11 protein-coding genes are annotated in these 13,827 nt (G+C 70.9%); 5 read left to right on the forward strand and 6 right to left on the reverse strand.

Annotation, left to right across the window (positions count from 1 at the left end; translation table 11 throughout):
* Positions 1–190: 190 nt before the first annotated feature.
* Both H577_RS0109635 and H577_RS0109640 read right to left on the reverse strand, forming a co-directional pair.
* On the reverse strand, positions 191–616 hold the full coding sequence (locus tag H577_RS0109635) for a molybdenum cofactor biosynthesis protein MoaE (protein ID WP_029145787.1): 426 nt from the start codon (positions 614–616) through the stop codon (positions 191–193).
* The gene (locus H577_RS0109640; RefSeq protein WP_029145788.1) at positions 613–1,092 is read right to left on the reverse strand and encodes a MogA/MoaB family molybdenum cofactor biosynthesis protein; all 480 of its coding nucleotides are present in this window, start codon (positions 1,090–1,092) and stop codon (positions 613–615) included. Before H577_RS0109640 ends, H577_RS0109635 begins: the two co-directional genes overlap by 4 nt.
* A gap of 165 nt (positions 1,093–1,257) precedes the next feature.
* Here H577_RS0109640 and H577_RS0109645 point away from each other — a divergent pair, with 165 nt between their 5' ends.
* From H577_RS0109645 to cydC, 4 genes are read left to right on the forward strand one after another with little or no spacing between them, the layout of a single operon-like run.
* Entirely contained in the window at positions 1,258–2,709 is a 1,452-nt protein-coding gene (locus tag H577_RS0109645) for a cytochrome ubiquinol oxidase subunit I (RefSeq protein WP_029145789.1), read from the forward strand.
* Positions 2,710–2,718: 9 nt separating this feature from the next.
* Entirely contained in the window at positions 2,719–3,753 is a 1,035-nt protein-coding gene (gene cydB, locus H577_RS0109650) for a cytochrome d ubiquinol oxidase subunit II (protein ID WP_029145790.1), read from the forward strand.
* Positions 3,754–3,755: 2 nt separating this feature from the next.
* Positions 3,756–5,663 carry an ABC transporter ATP-binding protein/permease gene (locus tag H577_RS15920; RefSeq protein ID WP_084516056.1) on the forward strand — a complete coding sequence of 636 codons (1,908 nt, stop codon included), beginning with the start codon at positions 3,756–3,758 and terminating at the stop codon, positions 5,661–5,663.
* On the forward strand, positions 5,660–7,363 hold the full coding sequence (cydC, locus tag H577_RS0109660; protein ID WP_029145791.1) for a thiol reductant ABC exporter subunit CydC: 1,704 nt from the start codon (positions 5,660–5,662) through the stop codon (positions 7,361–7,363). Before H577_RS15920 ends, cydC begins: the two co-directional genes overlap by 4 nt.
* 201 nt (positions 7,364–7,564) lie before the next feature.
* Here the strand turns inward: cydC and H577_RS0109665 are convergent, their stop codons facing one another.
* Positions 7,565–9,529, reverse strand: a complete 1,965-nt coding sequence (locus H577_RS0109665; RefSeq protein WP_036284485.1) for a helicase HerA-like domain-containing protein — start codon at positions 9,527–9,529, stop codon at positions 7,565–7,567.
* 51 nt (positions 9,530–9,580) lie between these two features.
* Between H577_RS0109665 and H577_RS0109670 the strand changes: the two genes are divergently transcribed.
* The gene (locus H577_RS0109670; protein WP_029145793.1) at positions 9,581–10,144 is read left to right on the forward strand and encodes a nitroreductase family deazaflavin-dependent oxidoreductase; all 564 of its coding nucleotides are present in this window, start codon (positions 9,581–9,583) and stop codon (positions 10,142–10,144) included.
* Here H577_RS0109670 and H577_RS0109675 read toward each other — a convergent pair.
* Genes H577_RS0109675 through H577_RS0109685 form a run of 3 tightly spaced genes read right to left on the reverse strand, consistent with a single transcriptional unit; the run spans position 10,071 to position 13,648 of the window.
* Complete coding sequence (locus H577_RS0109675; RefSeq protein ID WP_029145794.1) at positions 10,071–10,958, reverse strand: carbohydrate ABC transporter permease; 888 nt, start codon at positions 10,956–10,958, stop codon at positions 10,071–10,073. The genes H577_RS0109670 and H577_RS0109675 overlap by 74 nt on opposite strands.
* A complete protein-coding gene (locus H577_RS15925; protein ID WP_084516058.1) occupies positions 10,955–12,316 on the reverse strand; it encodes a carbohydrate ABC transporter permease in 1,362 nt (453 codons plus the stop codon). The genes H577_RS0109675 and H577_RS15925 overlap by 4 nt, the downstream gene beginning before the upstream one ends.
* A gap of 18 nt (positions 12,317–12,334) precedes the next feature.
* Entirely contained in the window at positions 12,335–13,648 is a 1,314-nt protein-coding gene (locus H577_RS0109685) for an ABC transporter substrate-binding protein (RefSeq protein WP_029145795.1), read from the reverse strand.
* Positions 13,649–13,827 lie beyond the last annotated feature (179 nt).

Consider the following 13,827-nt stretch of genomic DNA (forward strand, 5'->3'; position numbering starts at 1 on the left):
CGCGGGCCGACGGATACCGACCCGCGGCTCCGGCCGAGGGATGCCCGCCCGGCGACCCTCGCCGAGAGTGCATCTGACGGACGAAAGCGTGGGTACTACCCGCATCCTCGTCCGTCAGAAGCACTCTCGCGGCTTGAGGCGAGGGCTACCGGCCCGGGGCTCGGGAGCGGGCCACCGACCCCGGGCGGGGCTAGCCGCCCAGGCCTTTCCAGACGGCGGAGCCGTCGGCGTCGATCTGGCGCTTCCAGATCGGCAGGCTGTGCTTGATCGATTCGATCAGCTCCCGCGAGACCTCGTACGCCACCTGGCGATGCGGCGCGGCCACCGCCACCACGACGGCCGCCTCGCCCACCTCGAGTCGCCCGATGCGGTGGCTGACCGCCACGATCGCGTCGGTGTCGCCGATCGCGGCGACGGCCAACGCGTGCAGCGCGGCCTCGGCGTCGGGGTGCGCGGAGTACTCCAACGCCACCACGCCGGTGGCCGCATCCGGATCATGGTCGCGCACGCGCCCCACGAACGTGATCTCGGCGCCCATGCGCGCGTCGTCGACGGCCGCGGTGTGCGCGGGCACCGACAGCGGCTCGGTGCTGATCCGTGCCAACCGTACGGTCACCGGTGGTCCTCGCCGCGCAGCTGCTCGAGCACGTGCGGCGCCACCGCCACGACGACCGGGATGCCGGCGCGCACCGCGGCGGGCGACCCGGGCAGGTTCACGATGAACGCGGCCTCGGCGATGCCGGTGACCCCGCGCGAGAGCATGCCGCCGGGCTTTTCGGCCGTCGCCCGCCGGCGCAGCTCTTCGGCGATGCCGGGCACGTCGCGGGTGATCACACGCCGGGTGCCTTCGGGGGTCTCGTCGCGCGGGCCGAGACCGGTGCCGCCGGTGGTGACGATGACCCGGATGCCGTCGGTCAACGCGTCGCGCAGGGCCGCCTCGACACTGTCGGCCCCGTCGGGCACGACGACCGGGTCGCCGCACGCGAAGCCCGCCTCACGCAGCGCGGCGACGGCGATGGGCCCGCTGACGTCTTCTCGCTCACCCCGGCTGGAGCGGTCTGACACGGTGATCACGGCTGCCGAATATGTCATGGATCCAGCCTACGCATGGGTGATTTCTCACGGCCCGTTCTGTGGCATCCATCGGGGCATTGTCTAGGGTGAGAGACGGAAGCGATGCCGCGGCCGGGGCCACCCCCGGCGCGGCATTCGTCGTAGAGGCGGACCCTCGTCGTCCCGGCGGAACGGAGAACATCCATGGATCTGCTCGACCCGCTGCTGCTGGCTCGCTGGCAATTCGGGCTGACCACGCTGTACCACTTCATCTTCGTGCCGCTCACCCTCGGCATGGGGCTGATCGTGGCGATCTTCCAGACCTGCTGGTACCGCACCGCGCACGTGAAGTGGCTGGCGCTGACGCGCTTTTTCGGCAAGATCTTCCTCATCAACTTCGCCATGGGCGTGGTCACCGGCATCGTGCAGGAGTTCCAGTTCGGCATGAACTGGTCGGACTACTCCCGCTTCGTCGGCGACGTGTTCGGCGCCCCGCTCGCGTTCGAGGGCCTGCTGGCGTTCTTCCTCGAGGCGACGTTCCTGGGCCTGTGGATCTTCGGCTGGGACCGCCTGCCCAAGCTCGCGCACCTGGCCTCGATCTGGATGGTGTGGATCGGCGCCTGCCTGTCGGCCTACTTCATCCTCGCCGCGAACGCGTGGATGCAGAACCCGGTCGGCTATGAGATGGCCCCCGACGGCAGCCGCGCCGAGCTCGTCGACTTCTGGGCGGTGCTGACCAACCCGGTCGCGTTGGCGACCTTCCCGCACACCATGTTCGCGGCGTTCATGTTCGCCGCCGCCGTGGTGATCGCCGCCGCGGCGTGGCACCTGTCGCGCCACCGCGACGTCGAGATGATGCGCCCGGCGCTGCGGTTCGGCATGTGGGGCATGATCATCGCGTTCGTCGGGGTGTTCCTGGCCGGCGACCAGCTCGCGATGGTGATGGTCGAAACCCAGCCGATGAAGATGGCGGCGGCCGAGGCCGCGTACCACACGGTGTGCGGGGCGGATGCCTCGTTCTCGCTGTTCTCGCTGGGCACACCCGACGGATCCCATGAGATCTTCTCGATCCGGGTGCCGTACCTGTTGGCGTTGCTGTCGACCCACACCTTCGACGGCTGTGTGGAGGGCATCAACGACCTGAACGCGGCGTACCTCGCCCAGTTCCCGCAGTTCGCCGAGCAGCTGGACGGGTCCCTGCCGTTCTCGCCGATCATCTGGGTCACCTACTGGTCGTTCCGCTGGATGATGGGCTTCGGTGCGGCCGCCACCCTGATCTCGGTGGTGGGGCTGTGGCTGACCCGCACGAAGGCGAAGCGCGCGGTGCCGCAGTGGGCATGGCGTGTGGCGATCTGGTCGGCGCCGCTGCCGCTGCTGGGGAGCCTGGTCGGCTGGGTGTTCACCGAGATGGGCCGGCAGCCGTGGATCGTGTTCAGCCTGATGCTCACCGAGGACGGCGTCTCGCCGACCGTGCCCGGCTGGCAGGTGCTGACCTCGCTGATCGCGTTCACCGCGATCTACGCCGCCCTGGCCGTCGTCGAGTTCGGCCTCATCCTGCGCACCGTGCGCAAAGGCCCCGACCCGCTGCCCGAACCCGATGACGGATCGGGCGGGCCGGGCAGCCCGGCCGAGAGCATCCCGTCGACGGTGTACTAGGAGGACGTCATGGATCTCGCCTACCTCTGGTTCTGGATCGTCGGAATCCTGTTCGTCGGCTACTTCGTGCTCGACGGGTTCGACTTCGGCGTGGGCATGTCGCTGCCGTTCCTCGGCAAGGACGACGTCGGTCGCCGGCAGATCATCAACACGATCGGTCCGGTGTGGGATCTCAACGAGACCTGGGTGATCGTGGCCGGGGCCTGCTTGTTCGCCGCGTTCCCCGAGTGGTACGCGTCGCTGTTCAGCGGGTTCTATCTGGCACTGCTGGTGATCCTGCTCGCACTGATCCTGCGCGGGGTGTCGTTCGAGTACCGGCACCAACGCGAGTCGCTGCGGTGGAAGCGCGGTTTCGACACCATGATCGTCGTCGGCTCAGCGGTGCCGGCGTTCTTGTGGGGCGTGGCCGTGGCGAACATCGTGCAGGGCGTGCCGATGGACGCCGACCACAACGTCACCGGATCGCTGCTGACGCTGCTGAACCCGTACGGGCTGCTGGGCGGGCTGACCACGCTGCTGCTGTTCTTCACGCACGGGGTGTACTTCGTCGCGCTGAAGACCGACGGGCAGGTGCGCACGGATGCCCGTCGCCTGGCGACCCGCTCCGGCATCCTCACCGTCGTGGTGGCCGCCGGGTTCCTGGCCTTCACGATCGCGAAGGCCGCGGCATCCGGCGCCCCGCTGCTGGGCGTGACGGTCACGGTCGCCCTCATCGCCGCGCTCGCCCTGATCGGCTCGCTCATGGCGAACCTGCGCGGGGCCGAGGGGTGGGCGTTCGCCGGCGGCGCGGTGACCGTGGTGTGCGCGGTGCTGACACTGTGGACCGCGCTGTTCCCGTATGTGATGCCCTCCACCACCGACCCCGCCTTCGGCCTGACGATCGCGAACGCGTCGAGCACGCCGTACACGCTCACCATCATGAGCTGGGCGGCCCTGGTCTTCTTGCCGCTGGTGCTGCTGTACCAGGGCTGGACGTACTGGGTGTTCCGCCGGCGCATCTCGCGCTCGCGCATCGAACAGGCGGCGGCCGCCGCGGCCCGCTGACGGTGACCGACCAGCAGCACGGATCGGCGCCCGCCCGGCAGCGGCGGACCCCGCCGGTCGACCCCCGGCAGCGGCGGACCCCGCCGGTCGACCCCCGGCTGCTGCGCTACGCCCGGGCCTCGCGGTCGTTCTTCGCCGTCAGCGCGGTGATCGTGGTGGCGCAGACCGCGGTCACGGTGGGGTTCGCCTGGCTGTTGGCGCGCACGCTCGTGGGCGCGATCGCGGGCGAGCCGGTGGCATCCCTGCTGCCGTCGCTGGCGGCCGCGTTCGCCCTGGTGGTGGTGCGGGCGGTGCTGATCGCGCTCTCGGAGCAGGTGTCGGCGGCAGGCGCCGCGCGGGCGTCGCTGCAGCTGCGCGACCGGCTCGTGGCCGCCGTGCAACGGCTCGGTCCGGCGTGGCTGGCGCGGCGCAGCGCGCCCGAGCTGGCGGTGACCGCCGGGCACGGCCTCGACGCGCTCGACGCGTATTTCGGCCGGTATCTGCCGCAGCTGGTGGCCACGGCCCTGACCACGCCGATCGTCGTGGTCGCGATCTTCGCCGCCGACCCGGTGTCGGCTCTGACCGTGATCGTCACACTGCCGCTGATCCCGCTGTTCATGGTGCTGATCGGGCTGGCCACCCGTGCCGTGCAGCGCCGCCAGTTCGACACGCTGGCGCGGCTCGCGGCCCGCTTCGCCGACACCGTCGGGGGCCTGGGCACCCTGAAGGTCTTCGGGCGGCAGCACCGGGCGGCGCGGCGCATCGAGACCGTCACCGCCGACTACAAGCGCGAGACCATGACGGTGCTGCGGGTGTCGTTCCTGTCGGGGTTCGCGCTCGAGTTCTTGGCGAGCATCTCGGTGGCGATCATCGCCGTGACGATCGGACTGCGGCTGCTGGCCGGCGAGATGGACCTGCTGGTCGGTCTGTTCGTGCTGCTGCTGGCACCCGAGGCGTACCTGCCGCTGCGACAGGTGGGCGTACACTTCCATGCCGCCGCCGAGGGCGTGGCCGCCACCGACCGGATCTTCGCGGTGTTGGACGCCGCCGCGACGGCGACGGATGCCGCGGGTCCCGGCACGGGGCCTGGCCCGGGGTCCAGGGCGGATGCCGCAGGTCCGGACGCGGCCGAGACGGCGACGGATGCCGCGGGCCCCGGCGCGACCGAGACGGCGACGGATGCCGCGGGTCCGGGCGCGGGGCCAGCACCGGGCCCGACGACGGATGCCGCGGGGCCGGGCGCGGGGTCAGGGCCGGACCCGGCGTCGGGTGCCCTGTCCTTCGCGACCGTCGCACCGCTGCTGTCGGCGACCGGGCTGCGGGTGCGGCGGGACGGCATGCTGCTGCCGGCGGTGGACCTGCACGTGCGACCGGGCCGTGTGCTGCTGTTGGAGGGGCCGAGCGGGGCGGGGAAGTCCAGCGTGGTGGCCGCCCTGCTCGGCTTCGCCGTCTACGAGGGCGACCTGCGCGTGCGCGGTGACCGTGTCGCCCACGCGCGAGATGAGATCGCCTGGGCCGGGCAGCGTCCGGGACTGGTCTCCGGCACCGTCGCCGAGAACGTCGCGCTGGGTGATGACGCCCGCGACGACGACCTGGTCGGCGCATGCCTGGCCGCGGCGCAGGCGCACCCGATCGCACCCGACCGGGTGCTCGGTGCACAGGGCGCGGGCTTGTCGGGCGGTCAGGCCCAGCGGGTCGCGCTCGCCCGCGCGCTGTACCGGCTGCGCCGGTCGCCGGCGTCGGTGCTCGTGCTGGACGAGCCCACCAGCGCGCTGGATGCCGACACCGAGGCACGCGTCTGGGATGCGGTGCGCGCCGAGGCGGATGCCGGTGCCGCCGTGGTGCTCGTGTCGCACCGCACCAGCGCCCACCGCATCGCCGACGAGATCGTACGACTGCCCGCACCGGCGGTCGCCGGAGGTGACTCATGAGCGTCGACCGTGCTGCGGTGCGGGCCGTGCTGCGCAGCGCGCAGCCGCCCGCACGCCGGTTCGCCCCCGCGGTGCTGGCCGGTTTCGGCACCGCGGTCAGCTCCGTCGCACTGCTGGCGGCGAGCGCCTGGCTGATCACCCGCGCCGCCGAGCGACCCGAGCTGATGTACCTGTCGGCGGTGATCGTCGCGGTGCGCGCGTTCGCGTTGGGCCGCGGCGTGTTCCGCTACCTCGAACGCGTGGCCGGTCACGACGCCGCCCTCGGCCGGCTGGCCGCCGTGCGGGCGGGGCTGGTGCGGCGGCTCGTGCCGCTGGCGCCCGACGGCCTGGGCCGCACCGGACGCGGCGCCCTGCTGTCGAACCTCGTCGACGACGTCGACCAGCTGCAAGACCTGCCGCTGCGCATCGTGCAGCCGCTCGCGGTGGCGGGCCTGACCGCACTGGGGGCCGTGGCGTTCACCGCGGTGCTGAGCCCGGTCGCCGCGCTCATCCTGCTCGGCTGCCTGGTGGTGGGCTTCGTGCTCGCGGTGGGGCTGGGGGCGGCCGCGGGCGCCCGCGCCGAACGCGCGGTGGCACCGCTGCGGTCGCAACTGGCCGATGCACTGCTCGACCAGTTGGTCGCGCTCGACGTGCTCACCGCCTATGCGGCGACGGATGCCGCGGCCCGCGGCGTGCGCGCAGCCGACGAGGCGCTGCGGCGGGCGACGACCCGCCGCGCCGCAGCCCAAGGGCTGACTGCCGGGGCGGTGTCGCTGCTGGCGGGGGTGGCGTCGCTGCTCATCCTGCTCGCCTGTCTGCCCGCCGGACACACAGCGGGTCTGGGCGGTCCGGAGCTGGCTGTGCTGGTGCTGGTGCCGATGGCGGTGTTCGAGGTGTTCGGCCCGGTGCCGCTCGCGCTCTCGTCGTGGCGGCAGGTGCGCGCGGCGGCGCAGCGCATCGCGCAGACCGTGCCGCAGGCGATTCCGACGCAGCTGCCCCAGAACGAGCCCGAGCCCACCGGGGCGGCGCCGGCACTGGGCGACGGGATCGTGCTGCGCGGTGTGTCGGCGGCCTGGCCGCACGCCGCCGACGGCGACGGTGACGGTGATGGTGACGGCCGCATCGTCGATGTGGACCTGCGGATCCGGCCGGGCGAACGCCTCCTGCTGACCGGTCCGAGCGGAGCCGGCAAGACCACACTCGCCCATGTGCTGGTGCGGTTCTTGGAGTGCACCGGGACGTACCGGATCGGCGGGGTGGACGTGCACGGCATCGCCGGCGACGACCTGCGCCGCCGCATCGGACTGTGCGAGCAGACGCCGTACCTGTTCCACGAGTCGATCCGGCAGAACCTGCTGTTCGCGCACGAGGATGCCACCGACGATGAGCTCTGGGCGGTGCTGGACCGGGTGGGCCTGGCCGACTGGGTGCACGGCCGCGGCGGGCTGGACGCCGGTGTCGGGGAACGCGGCGGGCTGGTCTCGGGCGGGCAGGCGCAGCGCATCGCGCTGGCCCGGGCGCTGCTGGCCGGGTTCTCGGTGCTGATCCTCGACGAGCCGACCGCGGGCGTCGACCCCGCGACATCCGACGCCCTGCTGGCCGACCTGCTCGCAGCGGTCGGACCTGACCAGGCGGTGCTGCTCATCTCACACGTGGAGGCACCTGCCGGCCGCATCGACCGGGTGCTGCGGATGGACGCCGGTCGGATCGTCCCGACCTGACCCGGCGTGCCGCCCCACCGCGGAACCGGCTCGGTTCACCCGAGCACACCAGGGATCTGCACCCGCGCGACAGAACCGCGCCAGGGCGCTGCAACCGCGCCACACATCGACGGCGCCGTCGCACAGCACAGGCGCACCCATGTGACACGCGCGTCACCGACACGGGCCGGCCCCGCAGGCGATGCCGCCTGTCGCCGCCTGTCAGCGCCGGCCGGTGCCGAAGATGCCGCGGATGACGCCGCCCAGGATCGTCTGCGTGGTGCGCGAGCCGAGGATCTCCTCCAGCGGGCTCTTGGCGGCCTTCCGGCTGGTGCGGGTCGTGCCGCCGGTCTTGCGCATCAGCCGCTCGTACTCGGCCTGCGCCTTGCGCTGCGCGGCGGCCGCGGCCTTGTCGGCGGCGGCCTGCGCCTTGGCGGCCTCGGCGTCGGCTTTGGCCTGGGCCTTCGCGGCCTCGTCGGCGGCGTGCGCGGCGGCCGCGGCATCCATCTTCTTCGCCAGCAGCTCGCGCGCCGACTCCCGGTCGATGGCGGTGCCATATGTGGCCAGCAGCGGGGATGCCTTGACCGCCGCGACGATCTGCGGGTCGGGCGTCGGCGACATCAGGCCCTGGGGCGCGCGCAGCCGGGTCCACGCGACCGGCGTCGGCGCGCCCTTCTCACTCATCACGGTGACGATCGCCTCACCGGTGCCGAGCTCCTGCAGCACCCGCTCGAGGTCGTAGCCCGAACGCGGATACGTGCCGACCGTGGCCTTCAGCGCCTTGGCGTCGTCGGGGGTGAACGCACGCAACGCGTGCTGCACCCGGGAGCCGAGCTGGCCGAGCACATCGGAGGGCACGTCCTTCGGCGTCTGCGTGACGAAGAACACACCCACGCCCTTGGAGCGGATGAGCCGCACCGTCTGCGTGATCGCGGCCAGGAAGTCCTTGGACGCGCCGCGGAACAACAGATGTGCCTCGTCGAAGAAGAACACCAGCTTCGGCTTGTCGGCATCGCCCACCTCGGGAAGGATCTCGAACAGCTCGGCCAGCAGGTACATCAGGAACGTCGAGAACAGCTCGGGCTTGTCGATGACACCGGGAACCTCGAGCAGGCTGATGATCCCCCGGCCCGAGGCGTCGGTGCGCAGGAAGTCGGTGACGGCGAACTCGGGCTCGCCGAAGAACACGTCGGCGCCGGCATCGGCGAACGTGATGAGCTCTCGCAGGATGACCCCCGCGGTGGCCGCCGACAGCCCGCCGATGCCTTTCAGCTCGTCTTTGCCCTCATCGCTGGTGAGGTAGGTGAGCACGGCGCGCAGGTCCGACAGGTCGACGAGCGCGAGACCGGCCTGGTCGGCGTAGTGGAACACAAGCCCCAGGCTGGATTCCTGCGTCTGGTTCAGACCCAGCACCTTGCTCAGCAGCAGCGGCCCGAACCCCGAGACCGTCGCCCGCACCGGCACCCCTTTGCCCACACCGCCGAGCGCGAGGTACTCCACCGGAAACGCCTCAGGCTTCCAGTCCTGCCCGATCCCCTGCGTGCGCGAGCGCAGCTTGTCGCTGGACTCTCCCGGGGTCGCCATGCCCGACAGGTCGCCCTTGATGTCGGCGGCGAACACCGGCACCCCCTTCGCGGCGAGCTGCTCGGCCAGCCCCTGCAGGGTGCGGGTCTTGCCGGTGCCGGTGGCGCCGGCGACCAGCCCGTGCCGGTTCATCATCGCCAGCGGGATGCGGATCTGCGCCTGCGGCACCGGATCGGTGTTCACCAGCGCGCCGAGGTCGAGCGTGGCGGCCTCGAACGTGTACCCGTCGACGATCGCCTGCACCTGCGTGGCGTCGAGGGGGCCGGATGCCTCGCCCTGCGCCGCGGGTTCTGCCGCCGCCGGTGCGGGTTCGGTCGCAGCCGGCGCTGCCGACTCGGGCGGTGCAGGGGCCGCCGGCGCGGCAGGAGTGGGCTCGGTCGCGGCCGACTCGGGCTGGGGGGCGGATGCCTGCGGTGTCGCCGATTCCCGGGTGTCCGGCGCGGGCGCGGGGCCGGTGGCATCCGTCGCCTGCGCCTTCGCCGCGGCGGCCTCGGCGGCGGCGAGCGCGGCCTTGGCCTGGGCGGCCTTCAGCGCCGCCTCGGCGGCCTCGGCCTCGGCACGCAGGCGGGCGAGTTCGGCGGCGGCGGCATCGTCGGTGGTCATGGCCACAGCCTAGTGACCGGCCCGAACACGCCGGTAGGACACAATGAGCAGATGAGGCTCATCCGCCGTACGCTGCGCGTGCTGATCGCCCCGCTGACCCACACCCGCCTGTTCCGGCGCATCGGGCGGCGGGCGATGCCGGTGCTCGAAGCCGCGTTCCGGGTCGTGAGCGGCGGGCGCATGCCGATCAGCGGCCTGCTGGTCCCGTCGCTCACGCTGCACACCGTCGGCGCGAAGACCGGGCAGCCGCGCGAGGTGCAGCTGATGTACACGCCCGACGGGTCGGGGCGGGCCATCGTCGCGGGCACGAACTTCGCCGGCCCCCGCCATCCCGCGTGGACCGCCAACCTGCTCGCCCACCCGCACGCCGAGATCACGGTGCGCGGGCGACGGATGTCGGTGGTCGCCGAGCCGATCACCGGAGCCGACCGCGACACGGCCTGGGCGCGCATCGAGGCGCAATGGCCGCGCTACCGCTCGTACGAGCAGGAATCGGGCCGCACCGTCCGCCTGTTCCTGCTGCGGCCGGTGCGGCCCGAGACTACTTCTGCGACCCCGCCAGCAGCGCCTGAACGAAGTAGCGCTGGAACGCGAAGAACACGATCAGCGGGATGATCATCGACAGGAACGCGCCGGAGCTGAGCACGTCGATGTTCGACCCGAACTGACGCAGCTGCGACTGGATCGCCACCGTGATCGGCATCGAGTCCGCGTTCGTGAAGATCAGCGCGACCAGCATGTCGTTCCACGTCCACAGGAACTGGAAGATCGCCAGCGACGCGATCGCCGGCAACCCCAGCGGCAGGATGACGCGGAAGAAGATGCGCCACTCCCCCGCCCCGTCGATGCGTGCCGCCTCGAGCAGTTCGCCGGGAACCTGGGTGAAGAAGTTGCGCAGCAGGAAGATCGCGAACGGCAGCCCGAACGCGGTGTGGAACAGGATCACCCCGAGCACCGAACCGAAGATGCCGATCGCGCCGAACAGCTGCGCGAGGGGGATCAGCGCCACCTGCACGGGCACCGCCAGCAGCACGATCACCACGATCAGCAACCAGTCGCGGGCGGGGAAGTCCATCCACGCGAACGCGTAGGCGGCGATCGCCCCGATCATCACCACCAGTACGGTCGCGGGCACCGCGATGACGATGGTGTTCCAGAACGAGCCCATGATGAGCGGATTGCCCAGCAGGTTGGCGTAGTTCTCGAGGGTGATCTGCGCGGGCTTGGTGAAGATCGTCCACCAGCCCGACGACGAGTTGTCGCCCGAGGTGCGCAGCGACATCAGGAACAGCCCGATCGAGGGCACCAGCCAGAACAGTGCCACGATGAGCAGCACGATGTTCACGATGCCCGAGCTGAGCACGCCCAGGATGCGTTGCGCGGCGGTCTTCTTGCCGCGGACGATGGTCAGATCGGCTGCGGCGCTCACCGGCTGCGCTCCTCTCTGAAGCGACGGACGTTGATGATCATCGAGGGCAGCACGAGGATCAGCAGCAGGATCGCCAGTGCCGAGCCCAGGCCCTGGTCGTTGCCGCCGCCGAACGAGACCGTCCACATCTCCACGGCGATCACGTTCGCCGCCGGTTTGGACTCACCGGGTGGGATCACGTACACCAGGTCGAAGATCTTCAGCACGTTGATGATCAGGGTGACGAACACGACGATCAGCACCGGTGACAGCAGCGGCGCGGTGATGCGGGTGAACACCTGCCATTCGTTCGCGCCGTCGATGCGCGACGCCTCTTGCAGCGACCGGTCCATCGCCGACAGCCCCGACGCGATCATCACCATCGCGAACCCCGCCCAGATCCACACGTACGACAGGATGATGACGACGTTGATCAGGGCCGGGCTCAGCCACGACACGCCCTGGAAGCCCTGGGCGAAGTTCGATGCCGGCAGCGCGACACGATAGCTCTGACCGGCCGCAAGGCCCTCGATGGTGAAGGTGCCGCCCGCCCCCGTGGTGGCGTAGCCCTTGACCGAGCCGTCGGGCGCGACGGCATCCACCCGGATGCCCGGCAGGCCCTTCTTGCCGTCACCGATCTGCCCCTGCGTGCCGCCGCCGCCGGGGACGACGTCGAGGAACACCGTGCCGGTGATCTGGTCGGGCTTCGCGGCGGGTGCGGCGGCCGCCTGCTCGGCGGTGTCGGGCACCGCGCTCTGCTTGACGCCCACGAGCGGGAAGTCCTGCACGCTGCCGGCCGCGACCTCGTGCTCGGCTGCGACCACGCCCTTGTCTTCGATGATGCCGAAGCCGTCGCGCGGCCGGGCGCCGGGGTAGCTCGCCTGAGCCGAGAACGCGTCGTTGACCCCGACCAGCACCGCGTTGACGACGCCGAGGTTCGGGTTCTCTTGGAACATGCCGCGGAAGATCACCCCGGCGGCGAGCATCGAGATCGCCATCGGCATGAAGATGATCAGCTTGAACGCGGTCTTCCACTTCAGCTTCTCGAGCAGCACGGCGAAGATCAGGCCCAGCACGGTGCAGGTGATCGGCGCGACGATCACCCACATGATGTTGTTGCGGATGGCGGTGAACGTGCTCTGGTTGGTGAACATCCGCACGTAGTTGTCCCACCCGGTGAACTCGCCGTGCACGCCGTAGAACGAGCGGATCAGCGTGTAGACGATCGGGTAGACCACCAACGCGCCCAGCACCACCAGGGCGGGCGCGAGGAACGACACCAGCAGCAGCACGCGTCGCCCCCGCCCGTTGCGCGGGGAGCGGACGGGATGCCCGCTCCCCGCGGCCGGGTCGGCGGCGGCGTCGACGACGGCGGTCACGATGGCTGCCTTCGCGGCCTACTTGTAGGCGGCCGCGGCGGCCTTCTCGAGCCGGTCCATCGTGCCTTGCACGTCGTCCGGGTGCTGGTAGAACGTGATCATCTCCTGCCAGAAGCCCTGGCCCGGCGTGCCGCCGAACGCGCTGGGGGTCTGGTCGGACATGTCGAACCGGAATGTCTCGGCCTTGGTGAGCGCCTCGGCGATCTGCCGCGACACGTCGTCCGGGTACAGCGAGGTGTCCACCGCCTTGTTCGGCGAGGTCAGACCGCCCTTGGGCACCCACACCTCGGCCGACTCGGGCGAGGCCAGGTACTTCATCAGGGCGTTCGTGGCCTCGTCGTCGGTGAACTGCACCGCGGCATCCCCACCGCCGACCACGGCCGGTCCCGACCCGTTGATCGACGGGAAGTCGTAGAACAGCGCGTTCTTGCCGACCGTGGAGTTGCCGTCGGCGGTGATGTTGCCGGCGACGAAGTCACCCTCGTACACGGTGCCCGCCTTCGGGTCCTTTCCGAAGACCTCGGTCACGCTCTCGGGGAAGGTGCGCTGCGCGCCGCCGGGCTGCAGGGCCGGGCTCTTCCACACCTGGGCGAGGGTCTCAAGCGCGGTCTTGACCGACGGGTCGGTCCACGGGATCTCGTGCGCGGTGAGCTGGTCGTACTTGTCGGGACCGGCCGTGCGCAGGTAGATGTTCTCGAACCAGTCGGTGAGCGGCCAGCCGACGTCGGCGCCGACCGACAGGCCGTAGTAGCCCGAGTCGTGGACGACGTCCAGCTGCTTGAGGAAGTCATCCCACGTGGTGGGGACGGTCGCGCCGGCCTCGTCGTAGATGTCCTTGTTGTACCAGACGGTCGACTTGTTCGCGCCCTTGAACCACACGCCGTAGAGCTTGGAGTCCACGGTTCCGAGGTTCACCCAGTCCTGCGAGTAGTTCTTCTTCACCTCGTCGGCGACGGCGGCATCCAGCGGCTTGATGTTGCCGGCCTTCGCCAGCGACTGCAGCAGGGCAGGCTGGCTGACCACGGCCACGTTCGGCGGGTTGCCGCCGGCGATCTGACCCTGCAGATAGGTGGGCCCGTTGTCGCCGAAGCTGGTGTAGGTGACCTTGGCCCCGGTCTCGTCCTCGAACTTCTTCAGCACCGCTTCGAAGTTCTTCTGCTCGTCGCCCGACCACGAGGCCACGATGGTCAACGTCTTGCCGGAGAGATCCTGCTTCGCGGATTCGCTGGGCGAGGTGCCTCCCCCGCCGCCGGAGCACCCGGCGAGCAGGAGCCCCGCGATGCCGATACCGCCGATCGCCGCCACGAGGCGGCTTCTGCTGTGCGCAGTCATTCGACTCCCCTTCGAGATCCCCGGCACGGGGAAGCGCCGCACCGGAGCACGTTCAGGAAACGCTTCCAGACGCCACGATATTGCGCGGTGGCAATCGGGGCAAGACGAGCAGCATCTCCGTGCGATAACGTTTGGTCACAGATGTGGAACAGCGCATGAGCACACGGTGACGTGTGGAA

Origin of the sequence: Microbacterium luticocti DSM 19459, assembly GCF_000422405.1 — a bacterium.
In the GTDB taxonomy this organism is placed as follows: Bacteria; Actinomycetota; Actinomycetes; order Actinomycetales; family Microbacteriaceae; genus Microbacterium; species Microbacterium luticocti.

Bases quoted from the DNA above. Each gene is read 5' to 3' on its own strand.
- H577_RS0109640 (WP_029145788.1), bottom strand. From the start codon at position 1,092: ATGACATATTCGGCAGCCGTGATCACCGTGTCAGACCGCTCCAGCCGG.
- H577_RS0109645 (WP_029145789.1), top strand. From the start codon at position 1,258: ATGGATCTGCTCGACCCGCTGCTGCTGGCTCGCTGGCAATTCGGGCTG.
- cydB (WP_029145790.1), top strand. From the start codon at position 2,719: ATGGATCTCGCCTACCTCTGGTTCTGGATCGTCGGAATCCTGTTCGTC.
- cydC (WP_029145791.1), top strand. From the start codon at position 5,660: ATGAGCGTCGACCGTGCTGCGGTGCGGGCCGTGCTGCGCAGCGCGCAG.
- H577_RS0109665 (WP_036284485.1), bottom strand. From the start codon at position 9,529: ATGACCACCGACGATGCCGCCGCCGCCGAACTCGCCCGCCTGCGTGCC.
- H577_RS0109670 (WP_029145793.1), top strand. From the start codon at position 9,581: ATGAGGCTCATCCGCCGTACGCTGCGCGTGCTGATCGCCCCGCTGACC.
- H577_RS0109685 (WP_029145795.1), bottom strand. From the start codon at position 13,648: ATGACTGCGCACAGCAGAAGCCGCCTCGTGGCGGCGATCGGCGGTATC.